At 70.3% G+C, this 21,052-nt stretch carries 19 protein-coding genes; 4 read left to right on the plus strand and 15 right to left on the minus strand.

Annotated features, from left to right (window positions below):
• From Q0A34_RS05850 to Q0A34_RS05875, 6 genes are all read right to left on the minus strand, one after another.
• Nucleotides 1-1,727 (minus strand): LpqB family beta-propeller domain-containing protein (locus tag Q0A34_RS05850; RefSeq protein WP_291479073.1); only part of this gene is annotated, 1,727 nt, incomplete at its 3' end.
• Complete coding sequence (gene mtrB, locus Q0A34_RS05855; RefSeq protein WP_291479074.1) at nt 1,714-4,044, minus strand: MtrAB system histidine kinase MtrB; 2,331 nt, start codon at nt 4,042-4,044, stop codon at nt 1,714-1,716. The genes Q0A34_RS05850 and mtrB, both read right to left, overlap by 14 nt.
• Nucleotides 4,045-4,059: 15 nt before the next feature.
• Complete coding sequence (gene mtrA, locus Q0A34_RS05860; RefSeq protein ID WP_291479075.1) at nt 4,060-4,734, minus strand: MtrAB system response regulator MtrA; 675 nt, start codon at nt 4,732-4,734, stop codon at nt 4,060-4,062.
• A 37-nt stretch (nt 4,735-4,771) separates the two neighbouring features.
• The gene (locus Q0A34_RS05865) at nt 4,772-5,449 is read right to left on the minus strand and encodes a dTMP kinase (RefSeq protein ID WP_291479076.1); all 678 of its coding nucleotides are present in this window, start codon (nt 5,447-5,449) and stop codon (nt 4,772-4,774) included.
• On the minus strand, nt 5,449-6,957 hold the full coding sequence (ahcY, locus tag Q0A34_RS05870) for an adenosylhomocysteinase (protein ID WP_291479077.1): 1,509 nt from the start codon (nt 6,955-6,957) through the stop codon (nt 5,449-5,451). Before ahcY ends, Q0A34_RS05865 begins: the two co-directional genes overlap by 1 nt.
• A gap of 185 nt (nt 6,958-7,142) precedes the next feature.
• Nucleotides 7,143-7,529, minus strand: a complete 387-nt coding sequence (locus Q0A34_RS05875) for a DUF4259 domain-containing protein (protein WP_291479078.1) — start codon at nt 7,527-7,529, stop codon at nt 7,143-7,145.
• Between the two features lie 344 nt (nt 7,530-7,873).
• On the opposite strand from Q0A34_RS05875, the gene Q0A34_RS05880 reads away from it, so the two are divergent.
• Nucleotides 7,874-8,776: a hypothetical protein gene (locus Q0A34_RS05880; RefSeq protein ID WP_291479079.1), complete on the plus strand. Its 903-nt coding sequence runs from the start codon at nt 7,874-7,876 to the stop codon at nt 8,774-8,776.
• Nucleotides 8,777-8,852: 76 nt separating this feature from the next.
• On the opposite strand, the gene manA is transcribed toward Q0A34_RS05880, so the two are convergent.
• Genes manA through Q0A34_RS05895 form a run of 3 tightly spaced genes read right to left on the minus strand, consistent with a single transcriptional unit; the run spans nt 8,853 to nt 12,012 of the window.
• The gene (gene manA / locus Q0A34_RS05885) at nt 8,853-10,091 is read right to left on the minus strand and encodes a mannose-6-phosphate isomerase, class I (RefSeq protein ID WP_291479080.1); all 1,239 of its coding nucleotides are present in this window, start codon (nt 10,089-10,091) and stop codon (nt 8,853-8,855) included.
• Nucleotides 10,084-11,460, minus strand: coding sequence for a phosphomannomutase/phosphoglucomutase (locus tag Q0A34_RS05890; protein ID WP_291479081.1), 1,377 nt, complete (start codon nt 11,458-11,460; stop codon nt 10,084-10,086). The genes manA and Q0A34_RS05890 overlap by 8 nt, the downstream gene beginning before the upstream one ends.
• Nucleotides 11,461-11,487: 27 nt before the next feature.
• Nucleotides 11,488-12,012, minus strand: coding sequence for a DUF3499 family protein (locus Q0A34_RS05895; protein WP_291479082.1), 525 nt, complete (start codon nt 12,010-12,012; stop codon nt 11,488-11,490).
• Between the two features lie 250 nt (nt 12,013-12,262).
• Between Q0A34_RS05895 and Q0A34_RS05900 the strand changes: the two genes are divergently transcribed.
• Nucleotides 12,263-12,664, plus strand: a complete 402-nt coding sequence (locus Q0A34_RS05900) for a metallopeptidase family protein (protein WP_291479090.1) — start codon at nt 12,263-12,265, stop codon at nt 12,662-12,664.
• Nucleotides 12,665-12,680: 16 nt separating this feature from the next.
• Here the strand turns inward: Q0A34_RS05900 and Q0A34_RS13720 are convergent, their stop codons facing one another.
• From Q0A34_RS13720 to Q0A34_RS05920, 4 genes are all read right to left on the minus strand, one after another.
• The gene (locus Q0A34_RS13720) at nt 12,681-12,935 is read right to left on the minus strand and encodes a WhiB family transcriptional regulator (protein ID WP_174411431.1); all 255 of its coding nucleotides are present in this window, start codon (nt 12,933-12,935) and stop codon (nt 12,681-12,683) included.
• Between the two features lie 476 nt (nt 12,936-13,411).
• Nucleotides 13,412-14,461: an NDP-sugar synthase gene (locus tag Q0A34_RS05910; protein WP_291479091.1), complete on the minus strand. Its 1,050-nt coding sequence runs from the start codon at nt 14,459-14,461 to the stop codon at nt 13,412-13,414.
• A gap of 117 nt (nt 14,462-14,578) precedes the next feature.
• The gene (locus Q0A34_RS05915; RefSeq protein ID WP_291479084.1) at nt 14,579-15,457 is read right to left on the minus strand and encodes a glycosyltransferase family 2 protein; all 879 of its coding nucleotides are present in this window, start codon (nt 15,455-15,457) and stop codon (nt 14,579-14,581) included.
• Nucleotides 15,458-15,462: 5 nt separating this feature from the next.
• Complete coding sequence (locus Q0A34_RS05920; RefSeq protein WP_291479085.1) at nt 15,463-16,344, minus strand: NAD(P)-dependent oxidoreductase; 882 nt, start codon at nt 16,342-16,344, stop codon at nt 15,463-15,465.
• Between the two features lie 199 nt (nt 16,345-16,543).
• On the opposite strand from Q0A34_RS05920, the gene Q0A34_RS05925 reads away from it, so the two are divergent.
• Nucleotides 16,544-18,532, plus strand: coding sequence for an LCP family protein (locus Q0A34_RS05925; RefSeq protein WP_291479086.1), 1,989 nt, complete (start codon nt 16,544-16,546; stop codon nt 18,530-18,532).
• Between the two features lie 40 nt (nt 18,533-18,572).
• Here the strand turns inward: Q0A34_RS05925 and Q0A34_RS05930 are convergent, their stop codons facing one another.
• Nucleotides 18,573-18,941, minus strand: coding sequence for a VOC family protein (locus Q0A34_RS05930; RefSeq protein WP_291479087.1), 369 nt, complete (start codon nt 18,939-18,941; stop codon nt 18,573-18,575).
• Between the two features lie 64 nt (nt 18,942-19,005).
• Between Q0A34_RS05930 and Q0A34_RS05935 the strand changes: the two genes are divergently transcribed.
• Entirely contained in the window at nt 19,006-19,554 is a 549-nt protein-coding gene (locus tag Q0A34_RS05935) for a MarR family transcriptional regulator (RefSeq protein ID WP_291479088.1), read from the plus strand.
• On the opposite strand, the gene Q0A34_RS05940 is transcribed toward Q0A34_RS05935, so the two are convergent.
• A partial coding sequence (locus tag Q0A34_RS05940) for a bifunctional ADP-dependent NAD(P)H-hydrate dehydratase/NAD(P)H-hydrate epimerase (RefSeq protein WP_291479089.1) occupies nt 19,483-21,052 on the minus strand: 1,570 nt, incomplete at its 5' end. The genes Q0A34_RS05935 and Q0A34_RS05940 overlap by 72 nt on opposite strands.

A 21,052-nucleotide genomic window follows, 5' to 3' on the forward strand; every position in this document is an offset into this window, starting at 1 on the left:
CCCTGCAGGGCCGGCACCTCACGCCAGAACCTCGCCTCGGAGTCCTGGACGTCCAGCTGCAGCATCGCCCGGGAGTCCAGGATGTACTGCACCGACCCGGCCGACCCCACCGCCACCACCGGCGCGGTGATGTTCCGGCTGGACAGCTGGGTGGCCTCCGAACCGTCGGCGGTCACCACCCACACCGGGGCATCGTTGGCGCGGGTACCGACCAGCAGCGTACCGTCGTCGCGCCAGTCGACCGACAACGCCGTGTCGCCGACCCGCTGGCCGACCTCCATCGGGGTACCCAGGCTCACCGACTCCCCGCCGTCACCGCCGTGCTGCAGCGCACTGATGAACAGGCGGCCGTTGATCAGCATCGCCGCCCTCGTCCCGTCACGGGAGACGGTGAACACACTGATCCTGGGGTCGCTGATGTCCAGACTGTCCAGGGCAGAGGTGTCCACCGTGGACTCGTCCATCTGCACGCCGGACCCGGCGGACTCCAGACGGTGGACCCGTCGGCCGTCGGCGACGACGTAGAGGTTCTGCCCGTCCCCGCTCCACGACGGCCGCGACAACGACCGCGCCGTCAGGGCCGTGACAGGATCCCCGCCGACGTCACCGACCAGCAGCGAACGCTCGCCGTCGCCACGACCCGAGACCGCCGCGACCCTGCCCCGTGCCTCACCGTAGGGCCCGGCCGAGGCCGCGGACTCCAACTGCCCGGACGCCGTCCACCCGGACATCACCACCCCGGAGCTGCCCTCGACCTCGACCAGCGCACCGTCGCGCAGCGCGCGCAACGGTTCGTCGTTGCCCGCCTGCGGATCGAAGTCCGCGACATCCGCCAGGGTCCAGTCCTCCCGGCCGTCGTCGGTGACCGAGGTCCCGTCCGCCAGGATCCGGTAGGGACCGCGCACGTCCGACGCCGCCAGCGTCCACACGAGCTGGGCTGCCAGCACCTCCCGGTCATCCACGGGGAGATCCGCGATACCGCTGATGTCCACGGTGAACGTGCCGTCGCCCTCGACCGCCGCCTGGACCCCGTTTCCGGTGGGGAACTCGGTCTCCACCGCGTCCTGCAGCTGGTTCCGCGGCCCCCCTGCCAGCAACGAGACCAACGAGAAGCCGATGTTGTCCTGCCTGTTGTAGATCCACCGACGGTCCGGGACCAGGAAGCGCTTCGTCGGGTCGAGGAAGTACAGGTCGTGCGCCTGGTAGGAGCCCACGAAGTCACTGCGGTCCAGGATCACCCCGTCGGGGAGGTCCGTGATCCGCCAGCCGTCGCTGCCCCGCGACAGGGTCACCTCCTCCTCGTAGGGGCTGTTCTCCGTCTGGTAGACCCCACCGGTGCCGAGCCGTCCGACGACGGTACCGCGCACCACGTAGGTCACCTCGTCACCCGAGGCACCACCCGTGGCGTTGAGGTCCAGACGGTCGAGGATCAGGGTGGAGACACTGTCCTGCCAGTCGCCCGCCGCCTTCTTCGTGAGGAACTCCTTGGCCGCCTGGCGGTTGTTCGCCTGGGAGGTCGACGCCAGGTAGAAGTCACGCAGCAGCAGGTCCGGGGGCTGCCCCTCGGACGGCGTCGGAAGATTGCCCACGTCCGGCGCCGACACGTACGACGAGACCGCCTCCGGTGTCGACTCACCCGGAAGCGTCGTGCAGGCGATGAGACCACCCGCCGTGACCGCGGCCGTGAGCAGAGCCCCGACCTGACGCATGCCGTCAGCTCTCGTCATCGTCGCCCTCCTCACCGTCTGTGCCGACTGTGCCGTCTGTGTCGTCCGCTGTGTCGTCGAACGCGGAATCCATGTCCTCCGCCTCCTGCAGGGCGGTGCGCAGCTCCTCCTCAGTCAACCCCTCGAAGGCGCTGAGGTCGACCCCGAGGTTCTCCACGGAACCTGCGCTGACGTCGACCGAGTCGAAGCGGTCCACCGGAGTATCCCCGGCACCGTCACCGACACCGTCACCGGCGGTGTCGACTACACCGTCGGTGGAGTCCCCGACCTCACCACCGTCCACGCCCTCCGAGGTGTAGACCGTGTCGGCGGCGGACTCCGCCGCCGGGCCGGCCACCGACATGCCGTCGGACGCCTCGTGCGAACCCGGACGGTCCTCCGCCACCACGCCGTCGCCTGCGTCAACTGTGTTCCCGGTGTTCCCGGACTCCGGTTCCTCATCCGCCAGGTCCGACAGCTCCGCCGACTCCGCCGACTGTGCCGACTGTGCCTGCCCGGCCGGGGAACCTGTTCCGTCCCCCGCCGCCTCCACCGGCCGGTCCACCTCCAACGGCAGCGGCGAGGTGCGGACCTCCTGCCCGGGGTTGCGGGGCAGCGTCAGCCGGAAACAGGCACCGACGCCCGGCTCGCCCGTCGCCTCCAGACGACCGCCGTGCAGCTGGGCGTCCTCCTTCGCGATGGCCAGTCCCAGCCCGGTGCCGCCGGTCTTGCGCTCACGGGAGGGGTCCGACCGCCAGAAACGGTTGAACACCAGGTCGGCCTCACCCGGTTTCAGGCCCATACCGTGGTCCACCACGGTCACCGCCAGCGACTCCGCACCGCGACGCATCGTGACCCGCACCGGACGGCTCTCGCTGTGGTCGATGGCGTTGGCCAGGAGATTGCGCAGGATCCTCTCGACCCGTCGGGAGTCGACCTCCTCCATCACCGGCTCGTCCGGCAGGTCGAGCTGGATCTCACAACCGACCTCCTCGGCCAGGGCACGCAACTGCCCCATCGTCGACTTCACCACACCACGGACGTCGATCACCTCGCGTGAGAGGTTCGCCACCCCGGCGTCGTGCCGGGAGATCTCCAGCAGGTCGCCCAGCAGCATCTCGAAACGGTCCAGCTCCGCGTTCATCAGCTCCGAGGCCCGCCTGGTGACCGGGTCGAGGTCCTCGGAGTTCGCGTGGATCAGGTCGGCCGCCATACGCACCGTGGTCAGCGGTGTCCGCAGCTCGTGGGAGACGTCGGAGGTGAACTGCTGCTGGAGCGAGCCGAACTCCTCCAGCTGGCGGATCTGGTACGACAGGTTCTCCGCCATCTCGTTGAAACTGATCGCCAGCCGGGCGACCTCGTCCTGACCGTCCACCGCCATCCGCTCGCGCATGTGGCCCGCCGCGAACCGCTCGGCGATGCGCGAGGCCGTGCGCACCGGCACAGTCAACTGCTGGGAGAACACCCAGGCGATGACCACCAGAAGCACGAGCAGCACCACCGCGCCGGCCAGCAGCAGACCACGCATCAGCGCCATCGTGGACTCCTCGTTGTCCAGGGGCATCACCAGGTACAGCTCCAGCCCCTGGATGTCCGAGGCCACCGGTGAGCCGATGATCAGCGCCTTGTAGCTGCCCGCGGCCGCGTCCACGGTGGTGTACTGCACCGACACCTGGCCCTGGCGGACGAACTCACGCAGGGACTCCGGCACGGGGTTGTGCTCGGGGCTGGAGATGTCGCCACCGGTGAGGTCCGAGGCGATGATCACCGGCTCGTACACCGTGCCCGTCGACCCCTGCTCCGACTCCGCGGTGCGGTCACTCAGGGCGGCGCGGGCGTTGTTGATCCGCATCTGCGGCGACGTCGCCGAGTCGGTGTTCCGGATCTGCTCCTCGACGATGCCCCGGGCACGGTCGATCTCGTCGGTCGCGGCGTTGTACTTCGCGTCCAGCAGCTGCTGGCCCACGAAACTGGTCAGCACGAACCCGAGCGCCAGGATGACCAGCAGCGACGACGCGAAGACACTGCCGATCACCCGGAGCTGGATGGACGTGCGCCACCGCTGGGACAGTTTCTCGGTGAACTTGCGCGCGAACCGGACCGGCCGGCGGAGGAAGATGCGCAGCGCGTCGACGACACCGATGTCCCCGAGCTCCCCGCGGGGTGCGCTGCGCGGGTCGTTGTCGGGGTCGCCGTGCCAGCCGTTGCGGGCGCGGCCGCGCCGGCCGTCACCGTCCTTGACCACCGGCAGCGCGGGACGTCCGAGCCGGCCGCCGTGGCGTCGTCCCGGGTCGGCGCCCGTCTCCTCCCGTTTCCCGTCCCCTGACGTGGATGCCATGGGTCGCTGTCCGCCCTACTCCCCGGTCTTGTAACCGACCCCGCGGACGGTCTGGATGATGGTGGGGTTGTCGGGGTCCTTCTCGACCTTCGACCGCAGGCGCTGGATGTGCACGTTCACCAGACGGGTGTCGCTGGACTTGCGGTAGCCCCACACCCGCTCGAGGAGCTCCTCGCGCGAGAAGACCTGGCGTGGACGCGACGCCAGTGTGGCGAGCAGCTCGAACTCGATGGGGGTCAGGGAGATCGGCTGGCCCTTGCGGGTGACCTGGTGGCCTCCGAAGTCGATGGTGAGGTCGGCGACCTTCACCGACTCCGGCACCTCCTCCGGGGTGCGCCGCAGGCGGGCACGCACCCGCGCCACGAGCTCCTTCGGCTTGAAGGGCTTCGGCACGTAGTCGTCCGCGCCCGTCTCGAGGCCCAGGACCACGTCCACCGTGTCGGTCTTCGCGGTGAGCATCACGATCGGGACCGTGGAGAACTCCCGCACAGCCCGGCACACGTCGATGCCGCTCATGCCGGGCAGCATGAGGTCGAGGAGGATGAGGTCGGGGTCCTCCTTCTCCGCGGCCTCCACGGCCTGCGGCCCGTCCCCCACCACGATCGTGTCGAAACCCTCGCCCTGCAGGACGATGGTCAGCATCTCCGAGATTGCGGGGTCGTCGTCGACGACGAGAACTTTCTCTGCCATGGGGTTCAGTCTCTCACAAACCGGCCCGGCAGGTGGCCTACGCCCCGGTGTCGGGGCCGATCACCGAGTCGACGAAGTCACTGACCGCGTCCTGCAGGTCCGCAGGGTCGCCGGAGTTGTCCAGCGTCCACCAGGGGGAGCGCCACTGGGCCGCCGCGAGACCGCGGTAGGCCTCCAGTGTCCGGGCCTGGAGACCACCGTCGCGCTCATAGGCGTCCGCGGCCCGGTCGCCGTCCTCCTCCGCGCGCCGGGCGACGCGACCGGAGGCGATGCCGTCCGGGACGTCGACGAGCACCTGCACGTCCGGCACGGGGGTGCCGAGATCCTCGAACTCCAGGTCCTCCACCCAGCGCACCACGTCGCTGGTGGGCACGTCCTGTCCCCCGACGCCCAGACGCGCCGCCGAGTACGCCGCGTTGGACGCGACGTAGCGGTCGAGCAGCACCACGTAGCCGTCGGCGTCGAAGTCGGCGAGGTCCGAGGCGACCTCCGCCCGGTCGAGGGCGAACAACGTCGCCATGCCGTGGACGGAGTCGACGAGGTCACCCATCCCGCCGTGGAGCGCCGCGGACGCCAGCTGCGCGTGCACGGACTGCTCGTAGCGGGGGAACGCCAGCCTGGCGACCGGGATCTCCCGGGACAGCAGCTCGGCCTCCAGGGCACCGACGCAGGTGTTCTTGCCGGCTCCGTCGATGCCTTCGAATGCGATGATCATCAGTAGCGGTAGTGCTCCGGCTTGAACGGGCCCTCGACGTCGACGCCGATGTACTCCGCCTGCTCCTTGGTCAGGGTGGTCAGTTCCCCGCCGAGTGCCTCCACGTGGATCCGGGCGACCTTCTCGTCCAGGATCTTCGGCAGACGGTAGACCTCGTTGCCGTACCGGTCACCGTTCGTGAACAGCTCGATCTGGGCGATCGTCTGGTCGGCGAAGGAGTTCGACATCACGAAGCTCGGGTGACCGGTGGCGTTGCCCAGGTTCAGCAGACGCCCCTCGGAGAGCACCACGATGCTCACCAGGTCACTGTCGCCGCCGTCGGTGCGCGGGAAGGTGAACTCGTCGACCTGCGGCTTGATGGTGGTCCGGGCGACGTCCCCGCGGTGCAGCAGCGCCGCCATGTCGATCTCGTTGTCGAAGTGGCCGATGTTGCCGAGCAGGGCGTGGTTCTTCATCTTCCGCATCTGCTCGAAGGTGATGATCCCCAGGTTTCCGGTCGAGGTGATGACGATGTCCGCGTCACCGATGGCGTTGTCGACGGTGACGACGGGGAAACCGTCCATGAGCGCCTGCAGTGCGTTGATCGGGTCGGCCTCGGTGACCTTCACCCGGGCGCCCTGACCCTTGAACGCCTCTGCGACGCCCTTGCCCACGTCCCCGTAGCCGCAGACGAGCACGGACTTTCCGCCGACGAGCATGTCCGTCGCGCGGTTGATGCCGTCCAGCAGGCTGTGGCGGGTGCCGTAGCGGTTGTCGAACTTGGACTTGGTCACCGCGTCGTTGACGTTCATCGCCGGGAAGGGCAGCGTGCCCTGCTCGGCGAAGTGGTAGAGGCGGTGCACACCGGTGGTGGTCTCCTCGGTGACCCCCTTGACCGACCTGGCGGCCTCGGTCCACCGGGTGTCGTCCTCGCCGAAGACGCGGGCGAGCATCCCCAGGAACGCCTGGTACTCGTCGGAGTCCTCGTCAGTGGGCTCCGGGACGATGCCGTTGCCCTCGAACTCGCTGCCGGTGATGACGGCCATCGTGGCGTCGCCACCGTCGTCGAGGATCATGTTGGGACGCTCGTCGCCCCAGTTGAAGATCTGCTCCAGGCACCACCAGTACTCGTCGAGGGTCTCGCCCTTCCAGGCGAACACGGGCACACCCCGGGGGGCCTCCGGGGTCCCGGCACCGACGACGACGGCGGCGGCGGCCTCGTCCTGGGTGGAGAAGATGTTGCAGGAGGCCCACCGGACCTCGGCGCCGAGGGCGGTGAGGGTCTCGATGAGGACGGCGGTCTGCACCGTCATGTGGATGGAACCGGCGATCCGTGCACCGGCCAACGGCTGTTCGTCGGCGTACTCGCGTCGCAACTCCATCAGGCCGGGCATCTCGTACTCGGCGAGGCGGATCTGGTGACGGCCCGCCTCCGCGAGGGAGAGGTCACGCACCTTGTACTGGAGGGGGGTGCCGTTGGCACCGGCGCCGTCGTGGGTGTCGACGGACGGTGCGACGAATTCTGCCATGGGGTGATGCTCCTCAAGCTTCAGGGGACTGTTCGGGGTGGCTTCTCAGGCGACGTGGATGACGGCCGTGCCGATGCGTCAACCCTATCCCCCGGACCGGGCCGTCCGCTCACAGAGGGGTGGCCCCGGGGAGACCCAGGGAGGACGCAGGGAAGACGCGGGGAAGACGCAGGGCGGGCGCCGGATCAGCTCAGGGCCTCGACCGCGGTCTCCAGCCCGTCCGGGGCGTCCTCCCCGGCCGCCTCGAGCTCGGCGTCGAGCAGCTCGAGCGCGACCCCCTGCAGGGAGTCCGGGCACTGGCCGATACCCGCCCGGATGAAGGGGTGCTCGTCGGCGACGGAGGCCGAGGTGAACGGGGCACCCGACCAGATGGCGGCGACGGTGGCCGCGCACAGCCCGTTGATGTAGTCGGGGTCCACCGCCCTACCCTCGTCCGCGGCGTCGGAGTCCAGTGCCAGCGTGCAGGCGTCCTGCAGGGCGGTCTGGAGCGCCTCGCCCTCCAGGTCGTCGCAGTCCGCCAGGAAGTCGGCGTTGGTGTCGTCCGCGAACACTGTTTCGTCCCAGGTACTCATGTCGTTCCCTCTCCAGCTGGTCGTCGTCCACCTGAGAATAGTCGGCCTGAGCCGACGCGTCTCCCCCGATCCCCTGCCGGGGCGCGGGACAGGCGGCCAGATCACGGTTTGATCTCGGATTTCGTGCCTGTCGACCCGCCCGCCACGCCGACGCGGACAGGGCCGAACCACAGTTCCGGCAGTGAACGGATCCACCAAAACCGCACGGCAACAGTCTGTTCACCTGAAATTCAGTAACGCCGGGGTCTTCCACTGCGTTGGATGAGAATGATAGGGTTGCGCCTGATCGTGATCTAAACGTTACTTTTACCCGGTCGACGACCCAGGACGAAAGGAGGGCCGCCGTGGACTACGAACTCGAACCCGAACGGCCGACGGACACCCCCCCGGCCGTCGACGACCGCTCCACCGAACACCACGAGTCGCTGCTCCGCGCGGAGGCGGCACGGGCGTCCCGGACCAACCGGGTCCTCGGCTCCCTCGTCGTCGCCGGCTTCGCCGCCGCCACCGTCGTCGGGATCGTCACCTGGCAGGGCGCCACCACCGACCATGACGGCCGGGGCCCGGTCGAGGAGGCCGTCGCCGACGGTTCCATGTCCGCCTCCGCCGACCGCTCGGCGGACCCCTCCCGCGATGAGCGTGCGACGACCGACCCCACCCCGGACGACGGCGAGTCCGTCAGTGGCCAGGGGGACGTCGTCCGGCCCGACCGGCCGCAGGGCGACCACGTCACCCCGCTGACGGCGGACCAGTACGCGCCGCCGAACGCGTGGAGCGGCGACCAGTTCGTCACCCCGAGCCCTTACCCGACCGCCGACACCGACGCGGAGGACGGCTCCGACGGGGCGCCGGGGGACGGCGCGCCCGACGGCGCCGGTACCGAGGTCGTGCCGGACGACGGCAGCAGTGAGGCGGAACGGCCGTCGATCACCGACCTGTTGCCGTCCATCACGGGCTTGCCGTCACTGCCGGGACACACCGGGGAGTCGGAGAGCACCGGCGAGCCGGAGGACACCGGCACCTCTGAGCCGGCTGAGCCCACTGAGCCCTCCGAGCCCTCTGAGCCTTCCGACCCCGCTGACCCGTCGGGGGAACGTACCCCTGACAGCACCCCGGACAGCACCCCGGACAAGTCCACGGGCGAGCGTCCCTCCGCCACGGAGACGCCGGAGAGCAGCGGAGCCCCGCGCTCCACGGAGAACAACCGGGACGCGGTGACGGACACCACCGGGCCGGCACTGCGCTGACAACGGTCCCCGACGAAGCAGACGACGAAGCACCAGCGCCCGCCCGGTCATGGGAGACCGGGCGGGCGTTGCGGTGTCAGCCGACTGTCGCCACGAAGAAGTGCCCGCCGCCACGGGCGGTGACACCGTCCGTGGACGCCGGCACCCACGCCGCCTGGCCGGGGGTCAACAGCAGGTCCGTCCCGTCCGGGCCGGCGACCTCGACCTCGACCTCCCCCCGGACAGCGAGCACGATCGCGGGCCCCTCGACCCCGACGGTCCTGTCCTCGTCCACCGAGCGCAGCCGGAACTCCGGGACGGGGGTCGGGAAGACACCGTCCTCGCCGGCGAGCTGCACCGGGTCCGCTGTGGGCGTGAAGTCGACGACCTTCATCAGTTCCGGCACGTCGACATGCTTGGTGGTCAGTCCACCGCGCAGGACGTTGTCCGAGTTCGCCATGATCTCCACCCCGGTTCCCCGGAGGTAGGCGTGGAGGTTGCCCGCCGACAGGAACAGCGCCTGCCCCGGCTCCAGGACGACATGGTTGAGGAGAAGCGACACCAGGATCCCCGCGTCGCCCGGGTGCTGATCGGCGAGGTCCAGGGCCGCCCCCGCGGAACCGGTCATCCAGTCCTCCACCCCGGAACCGGGACGGACCACGGTGCGGCAGGCCTCCAGCACCGCCTCGATCAGCTCGAGCCTGCGGTGGGGCGGCAGGGAGATCCAGGTGGTCACCAGGGCGCGCAGCCCCTCGGAGTCGCCGGCGGGCCCGTGCAGCAGCTCCGCGTAGCGGTCCAGTTCAGGAACGCTGAGGGCCTCCAGCAGCGCCCTGGTCTTCTCCACCGGGCGGAAGCCGGCCAGGGCCTCGAAACGGGTCAGGGCGACGAGCAGCTCAGGCTTGTGGTTGTCGTCCTTGTAGTTGCGCACCGGCGAACCGGCCGGGAGTCCGGCGGCATTCTCGCGGGCGTACCCCTCCTCCGCCTGCTCCTTGGTGGGGTGGGCCTGCAGGCTCAGCGCCTGGTCGGCGGCGAGCAGCTTCAGCAGGAACGGGAGCCGGCCGTCCGGCGCCGCGTCCCCGAGTTCGCCGTGGGGGTCACCCGAGATCCGTTCCAGCAGGTCCGTGCCGTCCACCGGCAGGGTACTGGGGGCCTCCGGGTGCGCCCCGAACCAGAGTTCGGCCTCGGGCCGGGCGGTCGGCGACGGACGCCCGGTGAGCTCCGCCAGTGCCGTCCGGGAACCCCAGGGGTACGGGCGCAGCCGTCCCTCCATGAGGGAGACGTCCCTCCGCCCGACGGCGGTACCCGGGGCCTCGTTCGACGACGTCGTCTCAGGCACGGATCACCGCCAGCGCCTTGTCCAGGATCTCCCGGACCCGGGCGTCCGTGGCCGCCTCCACGTTCAGACGCAGCAGCGGCTCGGTGTTGGAGGCGCGGACGTTGAACCAGGAGCCGTCCTGCAACTCCACGGTCACCCCGTCCATGTCGTCGGTGCCGACGGTCTCGTCCGCGAACGCCTCGACGACGGCGGCGGTCCGGTCCGCCTGGTCGGCGACCTCGGAGTTCACCTCACCGGAGGCCTGGTACCGCCCGTAGGCCTGCTTGAGCTCGGACAGGGGGCGGTCCTGGCCGCCGAGTGTGGCCAGCACGTGGAGCGCCGCGAGCATGCCGGAGTCGGCGTTGAAGAAGTCCGAGAAGTAGTAGTGCGCGGAGTGCTCGCCGCCGAAGACGGCGTTCTCCTCCGCCATCCGGGACTTGATGAACGAGTGGCCGACGCGGGTGCGCACCGGGGTGCCGCCGTGTTCACGCACGATCTCGGGGACGGCCTTCGAGGTGATCAGGTTGTGGATGATCGTGGCGCCCGGGTGCTGCTCCAGGTACCGCTCGGCGATGATGCCGCAGATCGCGGACGGGGACACCGGGTCCCCCCTCTCGTCGACGATGAAGCAGCGGTCGGCGTCGCCGTCGAAGGCGATGCCGAGGTCCGCGCCCTGCTCCACGGTGAACTTTTGCAGGTCGACGAGGTTCTCCGGGGCCAGCGGGTTCGCCTCGTGGTTCGGGAACGTCCCGTCGAGCTCGAAGTAGAGGTCGCGGATCGACAGGGGCAGACCAGAGCCCTCCCCCAGGACGGCCGGGACAGTCAGCCCGCCCATGCCGTTGCCCGCGTCCACGGCGACGGTGAGCGGACGGATGTCCAGGGGCACCAGGTCGTGGAGGTAGGCGGCGTAGTCCGTGAGCACGTCCCGCGAGGAGGCGGCCCCCGCCTCACCGTCGTAGGACGGCACACCCTCGACGAGCATGTCGGTGATGTCCGCCAGCCCGGTCTCCTGCCCCACCGGGCGGGCACCGGAACGGCACAGCTTGATGCCGTTGTAGCGTGCCGGGTTGTGCGAGGCGGTGAACATCGCCCCCGGGCAGTCCATGGTCCCGGAGGCGAAGTAGAGCTCGTCGGTGGAGGTCAGGCCGAGGGCGACGGTGTCCAGGCCCTGGCTGCGGACGCCCTCGGCGAAGGCCTCGGACAGTCCCGGGGAGCTGTCGCGCATGTCGTGGCCGACCACGACACGGGTCGCCCCCTCCCCCCTCATGAGAAGGCCGAAGGCGGCCCCGGTGTCGCGGACGAGGTCGGCGTCGATGCCGTCGCCCACGACGCCACGGACGTCGTACGCCTTGATGACGGAGGCGATGGCCTCCCGGTTGCGCTGTGTCATGTCAACTCTCCTGGTGTTCTTCGTGGATCATTCGCCGTCGTAGCGCACTGCGCGCAGGTGGCGCTGTGGAGCCCGTCCCGGCAGATTACGTCGTGAGGGGTGGTGACCGGACGGCTGCGGGATGTCGGTGCGTCGGACGACCCGGGACACCGGTCGCCGCTGCGCGGAGGTGAGTGAACCGCCGTCCACGCCACCGTCGGTCAGGTATGGGCTGTCGGCGCTGTCGGTGCTGTCCTCCAGCGCCGCGGCGAGGGCCTGCATCTCCTCGTCGGTGAAGTCCTCGTCCGCGAGATCGACCCCGGGGTCGGCGAACGCGGCCACCGGAACAGAGACCTCCGGAGACGGATCCTCCGTACGCTGCAGTCCCCAGCCTTCGGGCACTGTCAACCTGGAGAGGTGACGGTCGCACAGGTCCCAGCTGTGCGGATCGTCTCCGGGCTCCAGGGGGTTCACGGTCGCCGTGCGCGCGGCGTAGTTGTATCGCAGGGTCGCGATCGCACGGTTGCCGCAGCCGGGCCTGGAACACTGTCGGTAGTCAGTCACGGCCACCATCCTAGTCCGGTACCCGACCTGAGTGCCGGACGACTCGGCGTCCCGCCTGTCACCCGCCTGTCGGACCCCGTTTCGCCCGCACCTGCGGTCTAGGATCGGGGGCATGACGCGCCCATCCTCCCCTGCCTCACGCCGTGGAACACCGGACGGCCCCACCGCCGGGGCCGCCGTCGGGCGCGAGCCTGCCCCCGGACACCCTGTCCGGGCCCTGGCCAGGGACACCCGTGGACGGGGACTGCGCGGGGTGCTCATGCCGAAGCTGCCCCGCTACGCCACCCGCGCCGAGACCTTCGACACCGCGGTGCTGGACGCCTACGCACCGGTGCTGGAACGTTTCGGTGACCGGTTGGACGGGCTGGACGTGGCGGTCGACCTGGTCCCCCGGATGAGGCTGGACTCGACCTCTGCCCGCTGGTCGGACGAGGTCGCCGCGGACGGTCCAGTGCCGTTGGGTCGGCTGGTGCCCGCGGGGGTCGACGAGACGGGGTCCCCCACCCGCCCCCGGTTGATCATCTTCCGGCGTCCGATCGAACAACGGTCCACCGACCGGGTGGAGACCGAGGAGTGGCTGAGGTTCGTGCTCGCCCGCCTGGTGGCGACCTACCTCAACGTGGAACCCGAGATGGTGGACCCCGGGTTCCGCTGGGACTGACCGTGGGGCGGGACGGTCAGCCGAGACGCTTCTTGAGGCGCCGGCGCTCGCGTTCCGAGAGCCCGCCCCAGATGCCGAAGCGCTCGTCGTGCTCGAGAGCGTACTCCAGGCACTCGTCCCGCACGCCGCAGGCGCGGCAGATGCGCTTGGCCTCGCGGGTGGAGCCACCCTTCTCCGGAAAGAATGCCTCCGGGTCCGTCTGGGCACAGAGGGCCTGCTCCTGCCAGTCCTGCTCGACGGCGTCGAAGAGGAGGTCGAAGTCCTCGGTCAGGTCAGAGAAGGCGCTGGGGGTGTAGTCGTCGAGACCACCGCGGAGGAGGTCCGGGAGTTCACCGGCCGCACCGGAACCGCTCGCACCGCCGGAACGGGAGTTCTCACCGTCCACAGCTGCGGACCCCTCCGAGAAGGGACCACGAAAGGCGTCCGCCGGGTTGTCCACCGTTGTCTCCTCACTGAAATCCGCGGTGCCGGTCATTCACCGGCCTGTGCTTACAGGGAAGATTACACACGGGTAATTCCATAGCGTCAACCTTTCGGCCAGCCAGTTCAGTCCCATTCGTCACACCAGTCACACACGTCACGGCATTCGGCCCCTCAGACGCATTCACAGTGTTCTGACAGGCACGACATGAGCCGGCACGGCTCCAGCGCAACCACTACATGTAGGTGAAACAGCCCCGATTCCGGCACCGGAGGCACAAGATATCGAAATATTTTCACACGTCACGTTCCCGCCCCGTACGGGGGTCAGACGTCGCTGGAGAAACGCAGCCCACCGTCGGGGAGCGTCACACCGGGCCAGACCCGGGCACCGCCCTGCAGTTCACAGCGGGCACCGACCACGGCGCCCTCGCCCACCACGGTGTCGCGCAGGTGCGCCCGGGCGCCGATACGCGCGCCGGCGGCGACGACACACCGCTCCACTGTGGCGCCCGCCTCGATCTCCACACCGTCGAAGACCACGGAGGTGTCCACCCGGGCGCCTGCGCCGATCTCGGCGCCGCGCCCGATCACCGTGCCCCCGAGCAACAGCGCGCCACCGGCGACAGCCGCCGACTCGTCGACCAGCGCCTCGCCGTTACGCCCCGCCAGCAGCGGGGACGGTGCGATACCGCGCACCAGGTCGGAGGAGCCGCGGACGAAGTCGTCCGGCGTGCCCAGGTCCCGCCAGTAGGCCTGGTCCACGTGCCCGTACAGGCGGCGCCCCTTCTCCAGGAGGTCGGGGAAGACGTCGCGCTCCACCGAGACGACCCGGTTCTCCGGGATGGACTCGATGATGTCCCGCTGGAAGACGTAGCAGCCCGCGTTGATCTGGTCGGTGGGCGGATCCTCGGCCTTCTCCAGGAAGGCCTCCACCCGGCCGTCCTCCGCTGTCGGCACACAGCCGAAGGCCCGCGGGTCCGCCACCCGGAGCAGGTGGAGACTGACGTCGGCGTCGTTGTCGACGTGGGTGCGCAGCACGGCGTTGAGGTCCGTGCCACCGAGGATGTCGCCGTTGAAGATCATGGCCCGGTCGTGCCGCAGGTGCGGCAGGACGTTACGGATGCCGCCGCCCGTGCCGAGGGGAGAGTCCTCGACGACGTACTCGATCTCCAGGCCGAGCTCCGAGCCGTCACCGAAGTGCTCCTCGAAGACCTCCGCCTTGAAGGAGGTGCCCAGCACCACGTGGGTCATACCGGCGTCCCTGATGCGTCCCAGCAGATGCTGGAGGAACGGGTAGCCCGCCACCGGGAGCATGGGCTTGGGGATGGAGTTGGTCAGGGGACGCAGACGCGTCCCCTTGCCGCCGACGAGGATGACGGCGTCGGTCTCGGCGGCGAGACCGTGGTTCGTGTCAGGGGTCGAGGGTGAGGGATTGTCTCGTTCGTCTCTGTTCACCCTTGGGAGGTTATCCGACGGAACGCAGTCCGGCAGTCAACGGCGCGCCCGCTTCGCCAGCGCGACCGCGACGGACCCCCTGAGTTTCAACCCCGCCCACAGCGCCAGGCGGACCGGCGCCTGCCACGGGGCCGTCAGCCGGTCCGCCTGGAACCGGTAGGCGCTGTCGTGGTGCGCCGGCAGGGTGATCTCCGGGTGCCTGCCGGCGGAGTGGCCCTTGGCGTGGGTGATCTCCGCAGCGGGGGTGAACACGTTCTCCCAGCCGGCCCGCGACAGACGGTCCCCCAGGTCCACGTCCTCCATGTACATGAAGTAGCGCTCGTCGAACCCGCCCACCGCGTCGAACGCCTCCCATCGCAGCAGCTGACACGACCCCGACAGCCACCCCGACGTCCGTTCCCGGTCCATCACCGCGTCCGCCAGGTAGCGGCGGGTGAAGGGGTTGTTCTTCCACACCGGGGCCAGCAGGGCGTGGCCGATGCCCGCCCCCAGTGTCGGCACCGACCGGGCCGAGGGGTACACCGACCCGTCCACCTCACGGATCAGCGGTCCCACGGCCCCGGCGCGCGGGTGCCGGCGCGCCGTCTCCACCATCCGGTCGATGGCACCGGGGTCGAAGACGACGTCCGGGTTGGAGATCACGAGGAACTCGTCGTCGATCTCACCGGCCTCGCGACGCGCGCGCAGCGACTTCACACCGGCGTTCATCCCCGCGCCGTAGCCGATGTTCCCGCCGGTCCGCAGCAGTTCGACACCGTCGCGTCCGGCGGCGGCCTCGGGGGCCCCGTCGGTGGAGCCGTTGTCCGCCATGACCACCACGGCCCCCTGGCCGGTGGCTGCGGGGACGGAGTCGAGGAATCGGGTGAGGTACTCCCCCGGCGAGTAGGTGACGGTGATGACGGCGATCGGTTTCACGGGTGTCACCCTAGTCGAAGACGTGACCCGAGTCCCCGTCGCACACTGTCGCGCCAGTCGGGTGTCGTACGCCCGGTCGCCGTCGCCCAGGGTTCCAGGTCCAGGACGGACCACGGCGGGCGGACGGCCGGAGTCGGCCAGTCGCGGGTGGTGCAGGGGCTCACCCGTGCCGGATCGTGCCCGGTGCAGCGGAAGACCTCCCTGGCCAGTCCGCACCAGGAGACCGGGTCACCGGAGTTGGTGACGTTGAGGATCCCGGCCGGGACGTCGAGGTGAGCCAGCGCGTGGAGTTCGTCGGCGAGGTCGGGGGCGTAGGTGGGACGGCCCACCTGGTCGTCGACGACGCGGGGGTCGACGCCGTTGCCGGCGAGGGTGGCCATCACCGAGACGAAGTCCCTCCCGGGGGCGTCGGGCCCCGACCAGACCCAGGAGGTCCTCACCACGGTCCCCCCGGCGTCGAGGACGGCCCGCTCCCCGTCGCCCTTGGTCCTGCCGTATTCGTTGGCGGGGTGCACCGGGTCGTCCGGGCGCCAGCCGCGGGAGCCCTCGGGCGCAGGTCCGGAGAACACGTAGTCCGTGGAGACGTGGATGAAGCGCACGCCCGCCGCCGCGGCGGCGCGGGCCAGTTCCCCGGGGGCGACGGCGTTCACGGCCTCCACGACACGACGGTTCGCCGGATCCTCCGCGCCGTCCACGTCCGTCCACGCCGCCGTGTTGATCATCACGTCGGGACGCCGCCCGTCGGCGAAGAGCGCCTGTGCCGCGTCCCGGAACGCCGGGGTACCGGCGGCCGACAGGTCCAGTTCGTCCCGGGTGAGCCCCTCTGCCCCCAGGGCGACGAGACACCGTCCCACCTGGCCATGTGCGCCGGTCACCGTTACCGTCACTGGGGGTCCCTCCTGTCCGCCGGCCGCGGGCGCGGTCGCGCCCGCACGCTGAACCGGCGCCACGGTCGGCGACCACTCTACGCGGCTCCCCGCGGCCGCGGTGGCCGGTATCAGTCACGGGATCACGGAAACCGCCCTCACAACTAGTAGAGTCCCCTGATGACAACGACATCCCCCGAACACCGCCGAAAGGTCTGGAATGAGCGATTCTGACAGGTCTCCGCGCAACGGACGTGGAGAGACGCCTGGTCGCGGCGGCCGGCACCACCGCCGCGACGAGGTTCCTCCCCGTCCCGAGCGGTCACGGCAGACTCCGCAGAGGTCGCAGAGGTCTGAACGTCCTGAACGTCCTGAGCGTTCCGGGCGCTCCGAGCGTTCAGAGCACGCCCAGCAGCCCCGACGCCCCCGGCACAGCCGACCGGCCGGCGCCGCGGCAGCGGGTGGACAGCGTCGCGCAGCGAACCGTTCGTCCCGGGCGTCCCGGACGGTGCACGGCTCGGTGGTTGCCGCCACGCCCGGCCACCGTCAGATCGGGTCCACCCCGGTCAAGGTGGTTCTGGCCCTGTTGTCGGCGATCATGCTCGCCGGCGGCACCTACGCCTACTCCTCGGTGGGACGCCTCGGCTCGGACATCAGCCAGGCGGGCGGCCTGAACCTGGGCAGCCAGTCCGACGGCGCGACGGACATCCTGCTCGTCGGAGTGGACTCCCGCACCGACGCCAAGGGCAAGGAGCTCAGCCAGAAGGAGATCGACATGCTCCGCGCCGGCGAGGAAGAGGCCACGAACACGGACACCATCATCCTCATCCGTGTCCCCGACGACGGTTCCTCCGCCACCGCGGTCTCCCTGCCGCGTGACACCTACGTGCACAACGAGAATCTCGGCAACACGAAGCTGAACGGCGTGTACGGCAGCACCAAGTCGCTGAAGCAGGACGAATTGACCGAAGCTGCGATGAACGCCGGTGAGGACCCCGACAAGAACAAGATCGACCGTGAGTCGACCGCCGCCGGGCGTGAAGCCCTGATCGGCACCGTGGCCGACGTCACCGGTATCGAGGTCGACCACTACGCCGAGGTCGGCCTGCTGGGATTCGTTCTGCTCACCGACGCCGTCGGTGGTGTGGACGTCTGCCTCAACAACCCTGTCGACGAGCCGCTGTCCGGCGCGAAGTTCCCCGCCGGCCGGCAGACCCTCAGCGGTGCCGACGCGCTGAGCTTCGTGCGCCAGCGCCACGAACTGCCCCGCGGCGACCTCGACCGGATCACCCGCCAGCAGGTCTACATGGCCAGCCTGACCAACAAGATCCTGAGCACGTCCACCCTGAGCAACCCGGGCAAACTCAACGACCTCAGCAGTGCCGTCGAGCGGTCCGTGACCCTGGACGACGGCTGGGACGTGATGGGGCTCGCCACCCAGATGCAGGGGCTGACCGGTGGAAACGTGACCTTCCAGACCATCCCGGTGACCAGTATCGACGGCACCGGTGACTTGGGGGAATCGGTGGTGACCATCGACAAGAACCAGGTGCACGGCTTCTTCGAGGATCTCCTCGGGGACAGCGCCCCCGACGACAAGGACAGCAAGGACGGTAAGGACGGCAAGGACGGCAGCGGTTCGAGCGACATCGAGGACTACGATCCCGCCGACTCCACCGTCTCGGTCTACAACGCCAGCGAGGTCGGCGGTCTGGCGTCCCGGGTCGGGGACCTGATCTCCGGTGCCGGCTACGGTATGGGCGAGGTCGGCAACGCCAACGAGACCGGCATCTCCGAAAGCCAGGTCAATGTCGCGGACAAGGACGACCCGGCGGCCCGTGGGCTGGCCGAGCAGCTCGGCGGCCTGGATGTGGTCGAAGACTCCAGCCTGGCCGACGGCGAGATCCGGGTCACGCTCTCCGGCACCTACGACGGTCCCGGTACCTCGACCTCCGGTGTCGATGAGCCGCTGCCCGCCGTCGGCGAGTCCGGCTCGGGTGGCTCGGGTGGCTCGGAGAACGTGGGCACCCCGGGCACCGATGCCACGGGCGGCGACGTCCTCGGTGAGAACGAGGGTGCGGACGGCGGTTCCGCGTCGGAGTCCAGCAGCGATGTCGGTGCCGTGGGCACCCCGGAGGAGTCCGACTCCTCCGCGACGAACCGCGGTGCGATCGACGCCGGCGGCGACGGCCCGATGTGCGTGAACTAGTGACGGGCCCGTACCTGACCGCCTCTGGGTGGATCCGTCTTTAACCGTCGTGGACGGTCACGGCGTACCCGTCGGGATCGACGAAAGTGAAGGCGACACCGAACGGGCCGGGTTCGGGTGCTCGCAGAATCGGTACCCCCGCTTCCACGAGGGAGTCGTGCAGGTTCGCAGAGGAGTCGCAGTGCAGCCAGAGCGCCACTCCCACCCCCGGGTGCGGTGACACTTCGTCGAGGTCGACGCCGGGCAGTGGCTCGCGCACCGCGAACGGGATAGGCGAGGTAGCGAACACGACGGCTCCGGGAGGGGCGGCAGGTGCACGGCGGAGTCCGAGACGGGTCTCGTAGAACGCTGCGGCGCGGTCGAGATCCCGTACCTGGAGGGCGACGAAGTCGGGGCCGGTGGCTGTCATGTGATTCTTCCTTTCACTACGATGTCAGTGTGATGACACTCCGAGAGTATGTCAGGACACTGACATGAAGCAACCCCGGGACGACCTCGAGTCGATGGTCGGCTATCGGCTCAAGCAGACCCAGTCCGCACTACGCTCCCGCATGGACGAGGCACTACGTCCGCTCAATTTGACCACGCCGCAGTACTCGTGCCTGGAGGCGATCGAGCGGCACCCCGGCTCATCGAACTCCGAGATAGCCCGCAGGGTATTTGTCTCACGACAGACGATGAGCACGCTCCTGCGGGGCCTCCAGCAACGGGGCCTCGTCGCACGCGCTGACCGGTCGACGGCCGGCCGGGCGCTGCCGCTCTCCGTGACCGACGCGGGAAGGCGGGTTCTCGACGAGGCAGTCGCCCGGATCGCGCCGATCGAACGCGCGATGGCGGAGTCGATGGAACCCGAACAGCGCGAGGCGCTGATGGACGGGCTGCTCCGCTGCGTGGAGGCTCTCGACGCCATGGACGACTGTGACCCAGCGGCGCCGACCTCGGCGGATCCGTCAGTAGGCCCGCAGGGAATACGCCGGACCCGCCGACGCGCGGGCCCGGGGAATGGCCTCGGCGATCCGTGAGGCGGAGGTCGGCGCCTCGCCCTCCGGGGTCCGGGCAGACACCGACGCCGCCACCGCATGGAGCGCGGCCGCGTGGTTCGCAGGGTACAGCGCGGAGACCGTCCGCCGTGCCCCGTCGAACTGCCGGCCCAGCCGGGCCTCACTCTCCGCGACGAGGGCCCCGGTCATCCCTGCGAGGACGTCGCCCGACCCCGGTGTGGCGGCCCAGGACGTACCCGCGTCCGTGCACGTCACGCGCTTCCCGTCCGTCACCACGGTGTGACGCCCCTTGAGCAGCACCACACATCCTAGCGCCCGGGACAGTGCCACGGCCGCGCCGATCCGGTCGTCGTCCGGGTCGGGCACGCCCCCGACCGCCTCCGCCAGTCGCCGGAACTCCCCGGCGTGCGGGGTCAGCACCGTCGGGGCCGGGTCCGACCCGGACTCCCCACGGGCGCTCAGCAGGGTGCGGAGTTCCCCGCGCCCGGCGAGCAGCGTGACCGCGTCGGCGTCGACCACCACCGGTTCCGGGCGACGTAGCAGCGCCTCCAGTTCCTCCGCCGCCTCGTCCCCGGTGCCGCGGCCGGGCCCCACGACCCACGCCTGCACACGCCCGGACTCCCCGACCGTCGGCGCCCACACCACCTCGGGGCACGCCCGGACCACGTCGCCCGCCGCACCGCCGACATAGCGCACCATCGCACTTGTCGTCCGCACCGCGGCGGTCGTCGTGAGCACGGCTGCCCCGGGGTAGGTCTCCGAGCCGGCGCAGATCCCGACCACTCCCCCGGAGTACTTGTCGTCGTAGGGCCCGGGGGCCCGCACCCTGTCCACAGGGGACTCCGGGACACCACGCAGAGAGGTACCGGCGAAGTCGTACTCCCCTCCCGGGACCATGGCACGCGTGGCCTCCACGTCGACAGAAGCATCCCCGCGGTCCCTACCGCGGGTGAGCCGGGCACCGATCGTCTGCGACGGGTCCTCCCCCAGGCCCGGGTTCGCCAGCACCACCTGTCCGCAGTACGCGTTCACCGCGTGAGCCCGGCGCAGACCCCCGAATGTCACCGTCACATCCGCGATCGCGTGGGCCGGCACCCGGTCGCGCTTCAGCACCGTCCTCCCCGGGAGCCCCGTCGCCCCGGCCCGGGGGTCGGGCGGGTCGGTGACCCCGACCATCGGCGGGGTCGCCCCGGTGTCCGCGCTGATGCCGGAGGGGACGTCCACGCTGAGCACGGGGATGAGACGGGCGGAGGCGAAGGCGAGGAGCACGGCGGCGTCCTCCCCCAGCCCGCCGTCCCCGCCCATGCCGAGCACCCCGTCGACGACCAGGCGGTGACGTGCCGGGGCCCGCCACACCTCGTCGATGTCGAGGACCTCACCACCTGCCTCCCTGAAGGCCTCCAGGGCACGTCCGTGCACCCGTCCGCCGCGCCCCAGCAGCACCGCCGCCACCGGCCAGCCCCGGCCGGCGAGCAGGGCACCGGCGTAGAGGGCGTCCCCTCCGTTGCCGCCCGCCCCC

Origin of the sequence: Corynebacterium sp., from assembly GCF_022712195.1 — a bacterium.
GTDB lineage: Bacteria > Actinomycetota > Actinomycetes > Mycobacteriales > Mycobacteriaceae > Corynebacterium.

Coding starts and splice junctions, on each gene's coding strand:
- Q0A34_RS05895 (WP_291479082.1), bottom strand. CDS start 12,012: ATGGTGGCCGTGACTGACTACCGACAGTGTTCCAGGCCCGGCTGCGGC.
- mtrA (WP_291479075.1), bottom strand. CDS start 4,734: ATGGCAGAGAAAGTTCTCGTCGTCGACGACGACCCCGCAATCTCGGAG.
- mtrB (WP_291479074.1), bottom strand. CDS start 4,044: ATGGCATCCACGTCAGGGGACGGGAAACGGGAGGAGACGGGCGCCGAC.
- Q0A34_RS05890 (WP_291479081.1), bottom strand. CDS start 11,460: ATGACACAGCGCAACCGGGAGGCCATCGCCTCCGTCATCAAGGCGTAC.
- Q0A34_RS05925 (WP_291479086.1), top strand. CDS start 16,544: ATGAGCGATTCTGACAGGTCTCCGCGCAACGGACGTGGAGAGACGCCT.
- Q0A34_RS05930 (WP_291479087.1), bottom strand. CDS start 18,941: ATGACAGCCACCGGCCCCGACTTCGTCGCCCTCCAGGTACGGGATCTC.
- Q0A34_RS05865 (WP_291479076.1), bottom strand. CDS start 5,449: ATGATCATCGCATTCGAAGGCATCGACGGAGCCGGCAAGAACACCTGC.
- Q0A34_RS05900 (WP_291479090.1), top strand. CDS start 12,263: ATGCCGAAGCTGCCCCGCTACGCCACCCGCGCCGAGACCTTCGACACC.
- ahcY (WP_291479077.1), bottom strand. CDS start 6,957: ATGGCAGAATTCGTCGCACCGTCCGTCGACACCCACGACGGCGCCGGT.
- Q0A34_RS05875 (WP_291479078.1), bottom strand. CDS start 7,529: ATGAGTACCTGGGACGAAACAGTGTTCGCGGACGACACCAACGCCGAC.
- Q0A34_RS05935 (WP_291479088.1), top strand. CDS start 19,006: ATGAAGCAACCCCGGGACGACCTCGAGTCGATGGTCGGCTATCGGCTC.